General features: G+C 69.9%; 14 protein-coding genes. 10 read left to right on the top strand and 4 right to left on the bottom strand.

From position 1 onward, the window contains the following. Positions 1-33 precede the first annotated feature (33 nt). Both ACO6VK_RS04465 and ACO6VK_RS04460 read right to left on the bottom strand, forming a co-directional pair. Positions 34-645 (bottom strand): YdcF family protein, encoded by a 612-nt coding sequence (locus tag ACO6VK_RS04465; RefSeq protein WP_422505752.1) that lies wholly within the window; start codon positions 643-645, stop codon positions 34-36. Further along, on the bottom strand, positions 630-1589 hold the full coding sequence (locus ACO6VK_RS04460; protein WP_422505751.1) for a pyridoxal-phosphate dependent enzyme: 960 nt from the start codon (positions 1587-1589) through the stop codon (positions 630-632). The genes ACO6VK_RS04465 and ACO6VK_RS04460 overlap by 16 nt, the downstream gene beginning before the upstream one ends. Before the next feature lie 146 nt (positions 1590-1735). Here ACO6VK_RS04460 and ACO6VK_RS04455 point away from each other — a divergent pair, with 146 nt between their 5' ends. The 9 genes from ACO6VK_RS04455 (at position 1736) to ACO6VK_RS04415 (ending at position 12269) form a co-directional block, all read left to right on the top strand. Continuing rightward, positions 1736-2272, top strand: a complete 537-nt coding sequence (locus ACO6VK_RS04455; RefSeq protein WP_422505750.1) for a hypothetical protein — start codon at positions 1736-1738, stop codon at positions 2270-2272. Between the two features lie 492 nt (positions 2273-2764). After that, positions 2765-4654: a tRNA uridine-5-carboxymethylaminomethyl(34) synthesis enzyme MnmG gene (mnmG, locus tag ACO6VK_RS04450; RefSeq protein WP_422505749.1), complete on the top strand. Its 1890-nt coding sequence runs from the start codon at positions 2765-2767 to the stop codon at positions 4652-4654. Positions 4655-4745: 91 nt separating this feature from the next. Further along, positions 4746-5276, top strand: coding sequence for a gamma carbonic anhydrase family protein (locus tag ACO6VK_RS04445; RefSeq protein ID WP_422505748.1), 531 nt, complete (start codon positions 4746-4748; stop codon positions 5274-5276). Between the two features lie 192 nt (positions 5277-5468). Next, entirely contained in the window at positions 5469-6158 is a 690-nt protein-coding gene (locus tag ACO6VK_RS04440) for an RDD family protein (RefSeq protein WP_422505747.1), read from the top strand. Continuing rightward, positions 6155-7147: a stage II sporulation protein M gene (locus tag ACO6VK_RS04435; RefSeq protein ID WP_422505746.1), complete on the top strand. Its 993-nt coding sequence runs from the start codon at positions 6155-6157 to the stop codon at positions 7145-7147. Before ACO6VK_RS04440 ends, ACO6VK_RS04435 begins: the two co-directional genes overlap by 4 nt. Next, on the top strand, positions 7137-8789 hold the full coding sequence (locus tag ACO6VK_RS04430; RefSeq protein WP_422505745.1) for a DUF4129 domain-containing protein: 1653 nt from the start codon (positions 7137-7139) through the stop codon (positions 8787-8789). Before ACO6VK_RS04435 ends, ACO6VK_RS04430 begins: the two co-directional genes overlap by 11 nt. Continuing rightward, entirely contained in the window at positions 8786-9964 is a 1179-nt protein-coding gene (locus ACO6VK_RS04425) for a DUF4350 domain-containing protein (protein WP_422505744.1), read from the top strand. The genes ACO6VK_RS04430 and ACO6VK_RS04425 overlap by 4 nt, the downstream gene beginning before the upstream one ends. Next, complete coding sequence (locus tag ACO6VK_RS04420; RefSeq protein WP_422505743.1) at positions 9961-10974, top strand: AAA family ATPase; 1014 nt, start codon at positions 9961-9963, stop codon at positions 10972-10974. The genes ACO6VK_RS04425 and ACO6VK_RS04420 overlap by 4 nt, the downstream gene beginning before the upstream one ends. Next, positions 10971-12269: a DUF58 domain-containing protein gene (locus tag ACO6VK_RS04415; RefSeq protein ID WP_422505742.1), complete on the top strand. Its 1299-nt coding sequence runs from the start codon at positions 10971-10973 to the stop codon at positions 12267-12269. The genes ACO6VK_RS04420 and ACO6VK_RS04415 overlap by 4 nt, the downstream gene beginning before the upstream one ends. A gap of 101 nt (positions 12270-12370) precedes the next feature. Here the strand turns inward: ACO6VK_RS04415 and ACO6VK_RS04410 are convergent, their stop codons facing one another. Together ACO6VK_RS04410 and ACO6VK_RS04405 are read right to left on the bottom strand one after the other, a co-directional pair. After that, a complete protein-coding gene (locus ACO6VK_RS04410; protein WP_422505741.1) occupies positions 12371-13549 on the bottom strand; it encodes a glutathionylspermidine synthase family protein in 1179 nt (392 codons plus the stop codon). Positions 13550-13552: 3 nt separating this feature from the next. After that, positions 13553-14116 carry a DUF1190 domain-containing protein gene (locus tag ACO6VK_RS04405; protein ID WP_422505740.1) on the bottom strand — a complete coding sequence of 188 codons (564 nt, stop codon included), beginning with the start codon at positions 14114-14116 and terminating at the stop codon, positions 13553-13555. Between the two features lie 227 nt (positions 14117-14343). Between ACO6VK_RS04405 and ilvD the strand changes: the two genes are divergently transcribed. Next, positions 14344-16170 (top strand): dihydroxy-acid dehydratase, encoded by a 1827-nt coding sequence (gene ilvD / locus ACO6VK_RS04400; protein ID WP_422505739.1) that lies wholly within the window; start codon positions 14344-14346, stop codon positions 16168-16170. Positions 16171-16225: the final 55 nt, after the last annotated feature.

The following is a 16225-nucleotide window of genomic DNA, read 5'->3' as shown; positions in this document are numbered from 1 at the left end:
ACCGTTGGTCGGCCCCATCCACGCGGCGGCGTGTTACGACGGGAACAGGTCGCGGTGGAAGAAGTAGATTTCCTGCACCAGGAAGCGCCAGCTGGTGTGGAAGCTGCGGAAGCGCGTGCTGGGCGTCGAGGAGGCCAGCGCATCGATGTCCAGTTCCTTGCACAGCCGCAGCGCGCGGGCCATGTGCAGCGGATCGCTGACGATGATGACCCGGTGCAGCTTGCGCTGCTGCATCAGGCGGCGGGCCTCGATCAGGTTCTGGCGGGTGGTGCGCGAGGCGGTTTCGATCAGGATCGCCTCGTCCGGCACCCCCTGCTTGAGCGCATAGCGGCGTGCCACCTGCGACTCGGAGAAGCGCGCGCCGCTGCCGCCGTAGCCGCCGGTGAAGATCAGCAGGGGCGCATACCCCTTCTGATACAGGTCCAGGCCGTGGCGGATGCGCTCTTCAAACACCGGTGACGGCTTGGCGTCGTATGCCGCCGCCCCCAGCACGATGATGGCGTCGGCCCGCGCGGCCTGGTCGCGCTCACCGATCCAGACGATCCAGGCGGTCACCCCGAGCAGCCAGGCCACCAGCAGGATGCACAGGCGCCACAGCCAGCCCAGAATGCCCACCCGGCCACGCCGGCTCATGCCGCGCTCCACGGCAGGGCATCGAGATCCACATTGCCGCCGGACAGCACCACGCCCACCCGTTGGCCGGCAAAGCGCTCCGGTGCGCCCAGGATGGCCGCCAGGGCGATCGCCGACGACGGCTCCACCACCTGCTTGAGCACCTGCCAGATCAGCCGCATCGCCGCCACGGTATCGGCATCGCGCACCGTGATCACCGACGCGGCCGGTTGCAGCAGCACGAAGTTGGGCTGGCCCAGGGTGCCGCGCAGGCCATCGCAGACGGTGTCCGGGGTGATGTCCACGCGGCGTTCGCCGGCGGCCAGCGAACGCGCGGTGTCGGCCGCCCCCTCGGGTTCGGCCAGCACCAGCCGCGCGGTGGGCGCCAGCGCCTGCATTGCCAGCGCGGTGCCGGCCGCCAGGCCACCGCCGCCCACCGGCACCACCAGGGTGTCGAACGGGCCGTGGTCGTGCAGCAGTTCCAGCGCGGCGGTGCCCTGCCCGGCGATGACGTGGGCATTGGCATAGGGATGCACCAGGGTGCCGCCGGTCTCGGCCTGCACCTGCGCGCACATCGCTTCACGCGCGGCGATGGACGCCTCGCAGCGCCACAGGGTGGCACCGTGGCGGACGATGTTGGCCAGCTTGGCGGCCACCGCGCCCTCGGGCACCACCACATGGCAGGCGATCCCACGGGTACGGGCCGCCAGCGCCAGTGCGGCGCCGTGGTTGCCCGATGAATGGGTGACCACGCCGCGCGCCGCCTGTGCGTCGTCCATCGCCCAGACCGCATTGCAGGCGCCCCTGAACTTGAAGGCGCCACCGCGCTGCAGGTGCTCGCCCTTGAACGCCAGCACGGCACCGCTCATCGCATCCAGCGTGCGCGACTGCAGCACCGGGGTCACACGGGCATACGGGGCAATGCGTGCGGCGGCCGCCAGCACGTCCTCGACACAGGGCAAGGGTGAATCGCTCATGACGCAAGATTAACGTATGGCCCCGGTTGGCATCGCCTCCCCCCGACATGCCAACATGGCGGCCATTCATCCGGATCGGGCGGGATTAAGGGCCGATTCAATGCCGCGGGCCGAAGCTGGCCTCATACCCTTGGGGGGACCCGATCATGAAGATGCGCCTGATCCTTGCCGGTGGCCTGATGTTGGCCCTGTCCGGCTGCGCGACCTACGACTACGTTGGCGGTGGCGCCGGCAGTGGCTACTACCACGGTGCGCCGTCGGTGGAATACCGCTACCCGGCCGGCTATCCCTACGGCTACGGCAGCGGCTACTACGGTGGCGGCTACTACGGTGGCGGCTACGGGTACGGCGGCGGCTACGGCTACCCCGTGTACCGGCCGTATCCGAACTATCGCCCGCCGCACAACCACCGCCCGCCGCCGCGCCCCGGTGACGGCAATGGCCCGCGACCGGACCGCCCGCCGCGCCCGGATCGTCCGCGTCCGGACAACAACGGCGGTTCGCCCTGGCGCAACATGGACTCGCTGGGGCGCCCGCCGCAGCAGCGGCCCGCGCCGCAGCAGCGCCCGTCGATGCCGGCCCAGGCCCGCCCGGCCCAGGCACCGCGTCCGGCCGGCCAAAGGATGAACGGTTCCCCGTGGCGCACCCTCAACAATGCGAACCAGCGCACAAATGAGCGCTGAGCTGACTTGATTTTCACGCCCCGGGCAGTTCAATCTAACCGGGTGGTGACGGCCGCCGTCGCAAAGTGACAAAAGCGACACAGAACGTCACATCAAGCTCTACGTCGATATCCGACAGGAACATCTGGATCCCCCCTGTTCCGGCCCTGTCGGATGTCGGCACCCAAAACGCAGAAGGCCCCGCTCGCGCGGGGCCTTTTGTCGTCTGGGGGATCGGCACCGGGCCGCAGGCAGAAAAAACAGGGCCGGCAGTCCCCCGACTACCGGCCCCTTCGCTTCCCCAGCGTGCGCGTAGACCGGCCCCTGTTCCAATTCCGGTCTGTCGTGCCAGTGGCGCGTGCCACGATGGGTGCTATTGGGTTATCTGCAGAATACGTGCCAACTTGAGGGTTATTTTTCGGCCCGTGCCCGATTGGCGGTAAAATCGCCACCCGTCCCCCCTCCCGGGGTGGATCCAGGCCCTTCGGCCCCGTCCCCCCGAGCCCCATCGCCATGTCCGATTCCTTCCATCATCACGACGTCATCGTCATTGGCGGCGGCCATGCCGGCACCGAGGCCGCGCTGGCGGCCGCGCGCAGCGGGGCCCGCACCCTGCTGCTGACCCACAATGTGGAAACCATCGGCGCGATGAGCTGCAACCCGGCCATCGGCGGCATCGGCAAGGGCCACCTGGTCAAGGAGATCGATGCTCTCGGCGGGGCGATGGCGCATGCCGCCGACCGCGCCGGCATCCAGTGGCGTACCCTCAATGCCTCCAAGGGTCCGGCCGTGCGCGCCACGCGCTGCCAGGCCGACCGCAACCTGTACCGCATGGCGGTGCGCGGAATGGTCGAAGCGCAGCCGAACCTGACCGTGTTCCAGGCGGCCGTGGACGACCTGGTGATCGAGGGCGACGCCGTCCGCGGCGCCATCACCCAGACCGGCCTGCGCTTCCATGCCAAGGCGGTGGTGCTGACCGCCGGCACCTTCCTGGCCGGCAAGATCCACGTGGGCCAGACCCAGTACGCGGCCGGCCGGATGGGCGATCCGCCGGCCACCACGCTGGCTGCGCGCCTGCGCGAGCGCCCGTTCGTGGTGGACCGCCTCAAGACCGGCACCCCGCCGCGCATCGACGGCCGCTCGCTGAACTATTCGGTGATGGCCGAACAGCCCGGCGATACCCCGCGCCCGGTGATGTCCTTCCTGGGCAATGCAACCGAGCACCCGGCCCAGGTCAGCTGCTGGATCACCCACACCAGCGAGCGCACCCACGAGATCATCCGCAGCGCGCTGCACCGCTCGCCGCTGTACAGCGGCCAGATCGAAGGCATCGGTCCGCGTTACTGCCCGTCCATCGAGGACAAAGTGGTGCGCTTTGCCGAGAAGGCCAGCCACCAGATCTTCGTCGAACCCGAAGGGCTGGACGTGGTGGAGATCTATCCCAACGGCATCTCCACCTCGCTGCCGTTCGACGTGCAGCTGGACCTGGTGCGCAGCATCGCCGGCTTCGAGAACGCGCACATCACCCGGCCCGGGTACGCGATCGAGTACGACTTCTTCGACCCGCGCGGCCTGAACAACACGCTGGAAACCAAGAGCGTGTCCGGCCTGTTCTTCGCCGGCCAGATCAACGGCACCACCGGCTACGAGGAAGCGGCCGCGCAGGGCCTGCTCGCCGGGCTCAACGCCGCGCGCGCCTGCCGCGACGAAGCGGGCTGGTGCCCGCGTCGCGACGAGGCCTACCTGGGCGTGCTGGTGGACGACCTGATCACCCACGGCACGACCGAGCCGTACCGCATGTTCACCAGCCGCGCCGAATACCGCCTGCAGCTGCGCGAAGACAACGCCGACGTGCGCCTGACCGGCATCGGCCGCGCGCTGGGGCTGGTCGATGACCGCCGCTGGGCGGCGTTCCAGACCAAGCAGGAGGCCGTGGCCCGCGAGTCGGCGCGCCTGCGGGCGCTGTGGGCAACGCCGGGCAATGCCCTGGGCCGCGAGGTGGAGGCCACCCTGGGCGTAGCGGTCAGCCGCGAAACCAACGTGCTCGACCTGATCAAGCGGCCCGAGCTGGATTACGCCGCGCTCATGCAGGTGCCCTCGCTTGGCCCGGCGGTGGACGACCCCAAGGTGGCCGAGCAGGTCGAGATCGGGGTGAAGTACGCCGGCTACCTGGACCGCCAGCGCGAGGAGATCGAGCGCCAGCAGCGCCACGAGAACACCGCGATCGCCAGCGACTTCGATTACGCCGGCGTGCGTGGGCTGTCGGCCGAGGTGCAGCAGAAACTCGACCGCGTGCGCCCACAGACCATCGGCCAGGCCCAGCGCATCCCCGGCATGACCCCGGCGGCCATCTCGCTGCTGCTGGTGCACCTGGAGCGCGCACGCCGCAGCCGCGTGGCGTGATGCACCACCGGCGTGCACACGCCAGGCGCAAAAGGGCCACGCGGTATCATGGCGATGCACCCACCGTGGCGTGCGACCGCCTGGAGACCACGTGAGCCCGATCCGCCCCTTCCTCGACAAACTGCCGGTGCTCGGCGAGCGCTGCTACATCGATCCGGCCTGCACCCTGATCGGCGATGTGGTGTTGGGCGATGACGTCTCGGTGTGGCCGGGCACGGTGATCCGGGGCGACGTCAATTACGTGCGCATCGGCGCGCGCAGCAATATCCAGGACGGCACGATCATCCATGTCAGCCACCACAGTCCATTCAACGTGGGGGGCTATCCCACCCTGATCGGCGAAGGCGTCACGGTCGGCCACGGCACCATCATCCATGCCTGCACCATCGGCGATTACAGCCTGATCGGAATGGGTGCGTGCATTCTGGACGGCGCCGAAGTGAAGACCCACGGTTTCCTGGGTGCCGGTGCGGTGCTCGGGCCGGGCAAGGTGGTCGGCGAGGGTGAACTGTGGCTCGGCAATCCGGCCCGGCTGGCGCGCCCGCTGCGCGACAAGGAGATCGAGGCGCTGCACTACTCGGCCGATCACTACGTGCGGTTGAAGGACCAGTATCTGTCCTGATCGCGACGCACGCTGTCGGCTGGCGTTCGCTGTTCTGGCCATCGCTGGGCATCGGCGGTCGCGCACGGTAAAGTCCTCAGCCGACCAGGACGCAGTCGAGAACCGCATGCCCGTGCAGGCAGCCGACCGGAGAGGATTCCGGCATTCCGCCTTCCACCACTGTCGAGCCATGCCCCACCGGTGCGCGCGCCGATGAGCGTGCCGATGCTGGACACCTACCGTGAAGTGATCACCCCCGAAGGCGTGCCGCTGCATCTGCCGGCCGCCGGCCCGTTGCCGCGCGCACTGGCCTGGGTGATCGATTTCGCCATCCGCGCCGGCGCGTTGTCGATGATGAGCATTCCGCTGGCCTTCCTCGGCGACTTCGGCCAGGGCCTGTACCTCGGGCTGCTGTTCCTGATGTTCTGGGCCTACACCATCGTGCAGGAAGCGCTGTGGGGCCAGACCATCGGCAAGCGCGCGATGGGCCTGCGCGTGGTCGCGCAGGATGGCGCCCCGGTCGGCTGGATGGCCGCCATCACCCGCAATCTTCTGCGCACCGTGGACATGCTGCCGTTCGGCTACGCGCTGGGCCTGCTGTCGTGCCTGTTCGACGCGCACGGCCGGCGGCTGGGCGACATGGTGGCGCGTACCGTGGTGATCCACGTCGGCACGCCGGCGGATGCCGGCGCCCTGGCCATCGACAGCGTGCTGCCGCCGCCGCAGCCGCTGCAGCCGGCCGAGCAGGCGGCATTGATCGCCTTCGCCGAACGCGCACCGCGCCTGCCCGGCCCGCGCCAGCAGGAACTGGCCGGGCTGCTGGCGCCGCTGAGCGGCGGGCACGGCCAGGTGGGCGTGCTGCGCCTGTATGCGATGGCCAACTGGCTGCTGGGGCGCCGATGAAGCAGGAACAGTTCGTCGCCCGGTATCAGCCCGAATGGCAGGCGCTGGAGCGCTGGATGGCAATCCGCGGCAGCGATCCACGCCGGGCGCGGCGTACGCCCGACCCCGCTGGCCTGGACGATGCGGACATGCCGCAGCGCTACCGCCGCCTGTGCCAGCAGTTGGCGCTGGCGCGCAGGCGCGGCTACAGCCCGCAGTTGGTGGCACGCCTGCAGTCGCTCATGCAGCAGGGCCACGGTGTGCTCTACCGCACGCCCGCACCGCGCTGGCGCCGTGCGGTGGAGTTCCTGTTCGCCGACTTCCCGCAGCTGGTGCGCAGCCAGGCCCGCGCGATGTGGGTGGCCACGGCCGTGTTCGTGATCCCGCTGGTGGGCACCTTCGCGGCGCTGCAATGGCAGCCCGAGCTGATCCATCTGCTGCTGGGCAACGCCGAGATCGCCCGCATGGAGAGCATGTACGACCCGTCATCGCCCCATCTGGGACGCGACAGCGGTACCGACTGGATGATGTTCGGCTACTACATCATGAACAACATCAGCATCGGGCTGCGCACCTTCGCCAGCGGCCTGCTGGCGGGCGTCGGCACGCTGCTGGTGCTGCTGTTCAACGGCCTGACCATCGGCGCGGTCGCCGGCCACCTGCAGCACATCGGCCACGGCGATCCCTTCTGGCGCTTCGTGGTCGGCCACGGCGCGTTCGAGCTCACCGCGATCGTCATCGCCGGTGGTGCCGGCCTGCAGCTGGGCATGAAACTGCTGGCGCCCGGCCGACGACGGCGCATCGATGCGCTGGTCGAGGGCGGCGTGATCGGCGCCCGGCTGTGCCTGGGCGTCGCCGCGATGCTGCTGGTGGCCGCCTTCATCGAAGCGTTCTGGTCATCCATCGCCGCAGTGCCGGCCTGGGGCAAGTACAGCGTGGCCGCCGTATTGTGGACGCTGGTGCTGCTGTGGCTGTGGCGCGGTGGACGCGGAGGTGCACGTGCGGATTGACCAGCTCAACGTGGTCCTGCGTGCGCGCTCGGGCTGGGAAGCGATGGAACTGGGCACGGCCCTGGTGCGCCGGCATGCCGTGGCGATCTGGAAGCCCTGGCTGCTGCTGGCGCTGCCGGTGTTCGTGGCGCTCAACGCACTGGCCTGGTGGGCCGATGCCTTCGCGTTGGCGTGGCTGGCGATGTGGTGGCTCAAACCGCTGTTCGAGCGCGTGGCGCTGTATGTGATCTCGCGCGGCGTGTTCGGCGATACCCCCGGCACCCTCGACACACTGCGCGCGCAGCGGCATTGGGGCTGGCAGGGCTTCTGGGGCTATCTGGGCTGGCGCCGGCCGAGCCCGATGCGCACGGTGATGCTGCCGGTCAACCTGCTCGAAGGCGCCGATCCGGTGCATCGCCGCGAGCGCCGCCGCGCGATCCTCAATGGCACGCTCGGCCACAGCCTGATGCTGACCCTGGTGGCGATGACGTTCGAGGCGGTGCTGGTGGTCGGCGCGATCGCCGGGGTGTTCATGCTGGTGCCGTTCGAGCTGCTGCCCGATTCGTGGCGCGCGGCATGGGCGATGGTGGGTGAAGACATGCCCGCCTGGGCCAAGCTGTGCGTCAACCTGCTGTGCTGGGTGGCCGCCACGCTGGTCGGGCCGTTCCATGTGGGCGCCGGCTTCGGGCTGTACCTCAACCGCCGCACGGAGATGGAAGCCTGGGATGTGGAGATCGCCTTCCGGCGCCTGCGCGAGCGCCTGCGCCAGGCCGCGCCGCTGCTGATGCTGGCGCTGGTGATGGCGTGGCCGGCCGGCGTGCTGCATGCCCAGCAGACAGTTCCCGTCGACACGGTCGATGACAGCGCGGCCGAGATGGACGCAACCGGGGACGACACCGGGGACGACACCGACGCACAGGCGGCGCAGGTCCGCGAGCGCATCCAGAAGCGCCGCGAGGGCGGGCGGACCCCGCCGCGCGACGCACCGTCGATCTTCGGCAACGAGCCGGTGGACACCGCCGGCTTCCGACAGGCCGTGGAGCGTGCCTACGAGGACCCGCTGCAGCATCCGACGCGTACCGTCACCGAATGGCAGCGCATCCCCGACGACGCCGCGGACAAGAAGAAGAAGAAGAAGGAACTGGACAACGAACCGAGCGAATTCACGAAAGCCGCGGCGCGATGGTCGGCGCAGCTTGCCGAATGGGGTCTGTGGGCGTTCGTCGGCGTGCTGCTGGTGATCCTGCTGTTGACCGCACGGCGCTGGCTGCCGTGGCTGCGCGGCAGCGGCCGGCGCCGGCGCGAGGAGGCAACACCCGTGCTTGAGGAGGCGATCACCCTGCCCGATGTGGTGCCACCGGACGTGGCGACGCGCGCGCGCGCACTGTGGCAGCAGGGACGTCCGCGCCAGGCGCTGGCGCTGCTGTACCGGGCCAGCGTGGACAGCATGAGCGACCGTGCGCAGGTCAGCCTGCCGCCCGGCGCCACCGAAGCGCAGTGCCTGCGCGCGGCGCGGCGCATGCCTGACGAAGGCGACCGCACCGCGTTCGCCCGCATCGTGCGGGTCTGGCAGTACGCGGCGTATGCCGGCCGCCTGCCCGATGACGCCGAGTTCGACGCGCTGGCCGGCAGCCTGCGCGAGCAGTTCCGGTGGCAGGCATGAGTGCGCGTCTGCGCTGGCTGCTCGCGGCGGCCCTGCTGCTGGTCGTGGCGGTGCCGCTGACCATCCTGTTCCTGCGCACGCATGAACGCGTCACGCGCGTGGAGACGCTGCCGCCGCAGGGCGAAGCGCGCTACAACCCGCTGTACGTGCTCGGCCAGGCGCTGCGCGCCGACGGCGTGGAGACGCGTGCGCGACCGCGCCTGGACCTGACGGCGATGGCACTGCAGCCGCACGATACCGTGGTGCTGCTGCAGGACAGTGCCGCGCTGCCGCCGCCCACGGCGCGCGCCCTGCTGGACTGGGTCGACCGCGGCGGCCATCTGATCGTGCGTACCCCGCCGATTCCGCCTGCCGAGCTTGACGCGAACGGACCGCTGCTGGACATGCTGGGGGTGGACAGCACCACGCAGGGCAGCCAGTGCGCGCCGTTCGACGTGGCCGACAATCCCGACCACATCGAGTTCTGCCGGGGCCGTCGTTTCGATGTCGGGCCGCCGGACGGCACCCGCATCACGCACCAATGGGGCGATGACACGCACGGCCAGGTGTTCGCGCGCCTGCGCCGTGGCGCCGGCACGGTGGACGTGCTGGCCGACCTGGATTTCATGCTCAACGCCGCGGCCATCGGCGGTGGCGGCTTCGATCCCACCTCCGGCGTGGACGGCCTGCACGACAAGGCCCACCGCGATCTCACCCGCTACGTGCTCGCGCCCAACTACGGCAAGGGCACCGTATGGCTGGTGTACGGCACGCGCCCGCCGTCGCTGTGGCAGCGCGTGTTCCAGGACGGATGGCCGGTATGGGTGCCGTTGCTGCTGGCACTGCTCGGCTGGCTGTGGCTGCGCGCGCAGCGCATGGGCAGCCTGCTGCCCTCGCCCACGATGGAACGCCGCTCGCTGCTCGAGCATGTCCGCGCCAGCGGTGAACACCTGCTCCGCTACGGCAGGGCGCCCCTGCTGTACGACGCCGTGCGGGAGGCCTTCCTCAACCGCCTGCGCCGCCGTGCGCCGACCGCCGCAGCGCTGGGGGGGGACGCCCAGATCCACGCCATCGCCACCCTGCTGCAGTGGTCGCACGACCGCGTCCGCACCGCCCTGCAGCCACCCGCTGCCCACGACGTCGCCGGCCTGCGCGACCGCATCCGCCTGCTGATCCAGATGAGAAACCTGCTATGACCGATCCCATCGCTTCCACGCCGCCGTCCCTCGATGCCTCCCCTGCCCCTGTGCCCGGCGCGTCGCTGATCGACCGTGTCGACGCCGTGCGCGAGGCGGTCGGCCGCGCGTTCATCGGCCAGTCCGACGTGCTCGACCAGATCCTGATCGCGCTGCTGGCCGGCGGCCACGTGCTGATCGAAGGCGTGCCGGGCCTGGGCAAGACCCTGCTGGTGCGTGCGCTCGCCCAGGCGCTGGAGCTGGACTACGGCCGCGTGCAGTTCACGCCCGACCTGATGCCCAGCGACGTCAGCGGCCATGCGGTGTACGACCCGAAGACCGAGAGCTTCAAGATCCGCCGCGGCCCGGTGTTCACCAACCTGCTGCTGGCCGATGAAATCAACCGCGCCCCGGCCAAGACCCAGTCGGCCCTGCTGGAAGTGATGCAGGAAGGCCAGGTCACCATCGAGGGCAAGGCTTTCGCGCTGTCGCCGCCGTTCCTGGCCCTGGCCACGCAGAACCCGGTGGAGCAGGAAGGCACCTATCCCCTGCCCGAGGCGCAGCTCGACCGTTTCCTGCTCAAGGTGATCATCGACTACCCGCAGCTGGAGGACGAAAAGCGCATGGTCGATGCGATCACCACCGGCCGCAGCGCCGGCGACTTCGATCTGTCGCGGGTGCCGCGCGTACTCGGCGCGGCCGATGTGGTGGAACTGCAGCGGGCCACCGCGGCGATCACGGTGGACCCGGAAGTGATCGACTACGCGGTGCGCATCGTCGCCGCCACCCGCCAGTGGCCGGGCATCGCGCTGGGCGCCGGTCCGCGCGGCAGCATCGCGCTGGTCCGTGCCGCGCGTGCACAGGCGGTATTGTCCGGCCGCGATTTCGTCACCCCCGATGATGTCCGCGATATCGCCAAGCCCGCCCTGCGCCACCGCATCGCGCTGGCCCCGGAACTGCAGATCGAAGGCCAGTCCGCCGACGACGCGCTGGGCGCGCTGCTGGCCAAGGTGGAAGCGCCGCGCAAATGAGGCCGGCGCCGCTGCTGCTGGCGCTGCTGAGCGGCTGGGGCCTGGCAGGGCTGCCGGTTGCCTTCGGCCTGTGGCCGCTGCGCGTCTGGTGGGCGCTCGCCGCCGGCATTGCGGTGGTGGCGCTGATCGACCTGCTGCGCCTGTGGCGGCAACCCTCGCCGAGCGTGCAGCGCGAGCTGCCCGAATCGCTGGCGCTGAACGTGCCGCGCAGCGTCACGCTGCGGCTGGAATCAAGCCTGCGCCAGCGCGTGGACCTGTTCGACCTGGTCCCCGGTGCGTGGGCGGTACAGGGGCTGCCGCGCGCGGTGTCGCTCAAACCGATGGTGGCCAGCAGCGTGGACTACACGCTGACCCCGACCGCACGCGGCCGCTTCATGTTCGACGGTGTGCACCTGCGCGTACACGCGCCGTGGCGCCTGTGGCGGCAGCGACGCACCCTGCCGCCGACGCTGGCGGTGCGCGTGTACCCCAACTTCGTGCCGCTGACCCGCTTCGCGCTGTTCAGTGCCGAACAGGCCTCGCGGCTGGTGGGCGCGCACGTGAAGCGTCGCCGTGGTGAAGGCACCGATTTCCACCAGATGCGCGAGTACCGCGTCGGCGACAGCCTGCGGCAGATCGACTGGAAGGCAACCTCGCGCGCGCACAAGCTGATCTCGCGCGAGTACCAGGACGAAAAGAACCAGCAGATGGTGCTGATGATCGACACCGGTCGGCGCATGATGGCCAGCGAAGGCGGCCTGTCGCACTTCGACCATGTGCTGAACGCGGCGCTGGTGGTGTCCTACCTGGCCCTGCGCCAGGGCGACGGCGTGGGGCTGTTCGCCAGTGGCGGCGACCAGCGCTGGGTGGCACCGCAACGCGGCATGGGCGCGATCGACACGCTGCTGCGTGCCAGTCATGACCTGGAGGCACGCCCGGTAGCGACCGACTACCTGGCCGCAGCCACCGAGCTGTCGCTGCGCCAGCGCCGCCGCTCGCTGGTGATGCTGGTCACCAACGTGCGCGACGAGGATATCGAGGACCTGCTGGCGGCCGTGCGCCTGCTGCAGCGCCAGCACCTGGTGTGCGTGGCCAGCCTGCGCGAGCGGGAGCTGGACGATGCCCTCGCCGAGCCGGTGGAGAGCATCGAGGACGCCACCCGGGCCGGCGCGATCGCGCGGTACCTGCAGCAGCGCAACGAGGCGCATGAGGCGCTGCGCGGCCATCGGGTGATGGTGCTGGATGTGACGGCTGATGCACTGCCGGGCGCGCTGGTGGAGCGCTATCTGGCGGTCAAGCGCGACGGGTTGCTGTAAGGCGTACCGACCAACGGTCGGTACCTACAGGGTGGTGTTGGCTCTGGCGATCAGGCGCGCGCTGGCGTTCTGCAGCAGCGCGCGGTTGCGCACCATCGCCATCAGACGAAGATGCGGGTCGGCGCTTCGTCGATGATGGCGTGCGGGACGAAGCGGGCGCTGTCGCGGGTGATGCGGCTGTTGTCTTCGCGGATGCCCATGCCGCAGGCCTGGTCGCCCACGATCCAGCTGCCCACCAGCGGGTAGCCACCGTCGAACGCGGTGAGCGGGTGGGCGGCCTGGCGGATCGCCGGGCCGGTATACGGGCCTTCGCTTTCCTGCCAGCTGCCATCGGCCAGGTGCATGGCCACGTTGGCGCCTTCGCGCGAGAACAGCGGCTTGCGCACCCAGCCGGCCGGCAGCGCGCTGCCGTCGTCGAAGTCGGCCGCCAGCAGGTTGGGATGGCCGCGATGGCGCTGCCACAGCAACGGCAGCACGCCCTTGTTGCTGAGGATCGCCTTCCACGCCGGTTCCAGCAGCTGCACGCCCGAGCCGGGCAGCGCCTGGCCGAACGATTCGGTCATCAGGTCTTCCAGCGGGTACAGCTTGAACAGGCTGCCGATCACGGTGTCGTCCAGCGCGGTGAAGCGGCCATCCTCGGACAGGCCGATGTCCTCGATCGCGATGGACTCGCCACGCAGCCCGGCCTGGGCGGCACAGTCGCGCAGGTAGGCCACGGTGCCCTGGTCTTCGACCGAGGCGCCCACCGCGCTGAAGTACAGCGGCGGCGGCAACTGTGCCGACAGCGCGGCGAACCGCTCGACCAGCGCCTCGTGGATGGCGTTGAACTGGTCGGCGTGCGGCGGCAGACGGTTCTGGTTGCGCTGGTCTTCCAGCCATTGCCACTGGAAGAACGACGCCTCGAACAGCGAGGTCGGGGTGTCGTAATTGAGCTCGTACAGCTTGGCCGGCCCGGTGCCGTCGTAGGCAAAGTCGAGCCGGCCATACAGGTGCGGCTCGCGCCGGCGCCAGCTGTCGGCGATCCAGTCGCGGAACGCCGGCGGGATCGCCAGCTGGTCCATCAACTGCTGGCTGCCCACCACCTCGTCGACCAGGTCCATCGCCATCGCATGCAGCTCGGCGCTGGGATCTTCGATATCCTGCTCGATCTGGCGCAGTGTGAACGCGTAATACGCGCTCTCATCCCAGTACGGCAGGCCATCGATGGTGTGGAAGGCGAACCCCGACTCTTCAGCCCGGGCGCGCCATTGGCTGCGCTCGGCAATACGGACGCGCTGCATCGATCAGCCGCCGACGCTGCTGCGGTTGCTGCTGGTGCCGCCGAAGCCGCCACGGCTGGCGGTAACGGCACGGTTCGGGGTGGCGTTGACCGGGGCCAGGCCGGCCTTGCCGGCGCCGATGCCGCTGGCGGTGTTGAGCCCGCCGCTGCCGCCCGGCGCCGGACGCGCCCAGCCCTTGGCCTTGTCCTGGTAGGCCGGCGCCGCCGAGGGCTGCTGGGCCAGGCCGGCACCGCGGTTGCTGAGCATCTGCGACATGAAGAAGCCCATCATCATCGGGCCGATGAACGAGTGGCCGGTCGAGGTCTTCTGTTCCACGCACTGCTCGGCGTTGTACTCGGCCTCGCAGGCCTCACGCGAGGCGTACTTCGGCGCGGCGTCGGCCGACTGCTTCTGTGCCTCGGCAAAGGCCGCACGGCAGCTCGACGGGTCGCCGGTGGCGTCGGAGCAGGCCTGCACCGAGGTGTACAACCCTTCCTGCACCTGGACGGCCTCGTCCTTCTGGCAGGCGGTGAACAGCAGCGGCGCGGCGCTCATCAGCAGCAGCGCGGTAGTCCTGGAACGTTTCATGGCGTCATGCCCCCTCGTGCGGTTATCCGCCCCATGATGCCTGATCGCCGCGAACAACCGAAATCGGCAAAGCCGAAAAGATGAACGGCATTTCAGGATGTGGCCTATCGGAGCGGCCGCCCCCGGTGGCCGGCCGCCGCGCGGGTGGTTGCAAACGCAACCGGAATTTTTGGGCAGAATCGAGGTGAAACGCGCCCCCACGGCCCGCCAGATCCTGCCAGCCTCCCATGCCTGAATACCGCTCCCGCACCTCCACCGCCGGCCGCAACATGGCCGGCGCCCGCGCCCTGTGGCGCGCCACCGGCATGACCGATGGCGACTTCCACAAGCCGATCATCGCTGTCGCCAACTCGTTCACCCAGTTCGTGCCCGGCCACGTGCACCTCAAGGACCTCGGCCAGCTGGTGGCGCGCGAGATCGAGCAGGTCGGCGGCGTGGCCAAGGAGTTCAACACGATCGCGGTGGACGACGGTATCGCGATGGGCCACGACGGCATGCTGTATTCGCTGCCCAGCCGCGAAATCATCGCCGACTCGGTGGAGTACATGGTCAACGCACACTGCGCCGACGCGCTGGTGTGCATCTCCAACTGCGACAAGATCACCCCCGGCATGCTGATGGCCGCGCTGCGCCTGGACATTCCGGTGGTGTTCGTCTCCGGCGGGCCGATGGAAGCCGGCAAGACGCGGCTGTCCGAGCACAAGCTGGACCTGGTGGATGCGATGGTGATCGCCGCCGATGACAGCGCCAGCGACGAGAAGGTCGCCGAGTACGAGCGCAGCGCCTGCCCCACCTGCGGTTCGTGCTCGGGCATGTTCACCGCCAACTCGATGAACTGCCTGACCGAAGCGCTGGGCCTGTCGCTGCCCGGCAATGGCTCCACCCTGGCCACGCATGCCGACCGCGAGCAGCTGTTCCGCCGCGCCGGGCGCCTGATCGTGGAACTGTGCCACCGCTGGTACGGCGGTGAAGACGCCCGTGCGCTGCCGCGCGGCATCGCCACGCGTGCCGCATTCGAGAACGCGATGACGCTGGACATCGCGATGGGCGGCTCGACCAACACCATCCTGCACCTGCTGGCCGCGGCGCAGGAAGCGGAGGTGGACTTCGACCTGCATGCCATCGACGAACTCTCGCGACGCGTGCCGCAGCTGTGCAAGGTGGCGCCGAACACGCCGAAATACCACATGGAGGACGTGCACCGCGCCGGCGGCGTGTTTGCCATTCTCGGCTCGCTGGCGCGCGGCGGCCTGCTGCATACCGATGTGCCGACGGTGCACAGCCGCACGCTGGCCGAGGCGATCGCACGCTGGGACGTCGCCGTTAGCGACGATGAGAAGGTGCACGACTTCTTCCGCGCCGGCCCCGCCGGCATCCCGACCCAAGTCGCGTTCAGCCAGGCCACGCGCTGGCCGTCGCTGGACCTGGACCGCGCCGACGGCTGCATCCGCGATGTCGCCAACGCCTACTCCGCCGAGGGCGGGCTGGCGGTGCTGCGCGGCAACCTCGCCGTGGATGGCTGCGTGGTCAAGACCGCGGGCGTCGATGAATCCATCCACGTGTTCGAAGGCAACGCACGCGTGTTCGAAAGCCAGGACGACGCGGTGCGCGGCATCCTCGCCGACGAGGTGGTTGCCGGCGACGTGGTGGTGATCCGCTACGAGGGCCCGCGCGGTGGCCCCGGCATGCAGGAAATGCTGTACCCGACTAGCTACCTCAAGTCCAAGGGACTGGGCAAACAGTGTGCGCTGCTGACCGATGGGCGCTTCTCCGGCGGCACCTCCGGGCTGTCGATCGGCCATGCCTCGCCCGAAGCCGCTGCGGGGGGCACGATCGGCCTGGTCCGCGACGGCGACCGCATCCGCATCGACATTCCGGCACGGCGCATCGATCTGCTGGTGGATGACGCTGCGCTGGCCGCACGCCGCGCCGAACAGGACGCGCTCGGCTGGACGCCGCGCGAGGCCCGACCGCGCAAGGTCACCGGCGCGCTGAAGGCCTACGCGCTGCTGGCGACCAGCGCCGACAAGGGCGCGGTGCGCAGCATCCGGTAGTGGGGGGGGGGGGGGGGGGGGGGGAGGGGGAGGGGGGGGGGGGGGGGGGGGGGAG

Source organism: Stenotrophomonas sp. GZD-301 (assembly GCF_049310345.1).
Taxonomy (GTDB): Bacteria; Pseudomonadota; Gammaproteobacteria; order Xanthomonadales; family Xanthomonadaceae; genus Stenotrophomonas.
This window is presented reverse-complemented; position numbering and strand designations above follow the sequence as displayed.

What these genes read in the sequence shown, in the direction of transcription:
- ilvD (WP_422505739.1), top strand. Translation starts at nt 14,344, where the DNA reads ATGCCTGAATACCGCTCCCGCACCTCCACCGCCGGCCGCAACATGGCC.
- mnmG (WP_422505749.1), top strand. Translation starts at nt 2,765, where the DNA reads ATGTCCGATTCCTTCCATCATCACGACGTCATCGTCATTGGCGGCGGC.
- ACO6VK_RS04455 (WP_422505750.1), top strand. Translation starts at nt 1,736, where the DNA reads ATGAAGATGCGCCTGATCCTTGCCGGTGGCCTGATGTTGGCCCTGTCC.
- ACO6VK_RS04410 (WP_422505741.1), bottom strand. Translation starts at nt 13,549, where the DNA reads ATGCAGCGCGTCCGTATTGCCGAGCGCAGCCAATGGCGCGCCCGGGCT.
- ACO6VK_RS04415 (WP_422505742.1), top strand. Translation starts at nt 10,971, where the DNA reads ATGAGGCCGGCGCCGCTGCTGCTGGCGCTGCTGAGCGGCTGGGGCCTG.
- ACO6VK_RS04425 (WP_422505744.1), top strand. Translation starts at nt 8,786, where the DNA reads ATGAGTGCGCGTCTGCGCTGGCTGCTCGCGGCGGCCCTGCTGCTGGTC.
- ACO6VK_RS04440 (WP_422505747.1), top strand. Translation starts at nt 5,469, where the DNA reads ATGAGCGTGCCGATGCTGGACACCTACCGTGAAGTGATCACCCCCGAA.
- ACO6VK_RS04435 (WP_422505746.1), top strand. Translation starts at nt 6,155, where the DNA reads ATGAAGCAGGAACAGTTCGTCGCCCGGTATCAGCCCGAATGGCAGGCG.
- ACO6VK_RS04420 (WP_422505743.1), top strand. Translation starts at nt 9,961, where the DNA reads ATGACCGATCCCATCGCTTCCACGCCGCCGTCCCTCGATGCCTCCCCT.
- ACO6VK_RS04460 (WP_422505751.1), bottom strand. Translation starts at nt 1,589, where the DNA reads ATGAGCGATTCACCCTTGCCCTGTGTCGAGGACGTGCTGGCGGCCGCC.
- ACO6VK_RS04405 (WP_422505740.1), bottom strand. Translation starts at nt 14,116, where the DNA reads ATGAAACGTTCCAGGACTACCGCGCTGCTGCTGATGAGCGCCGCGCCG.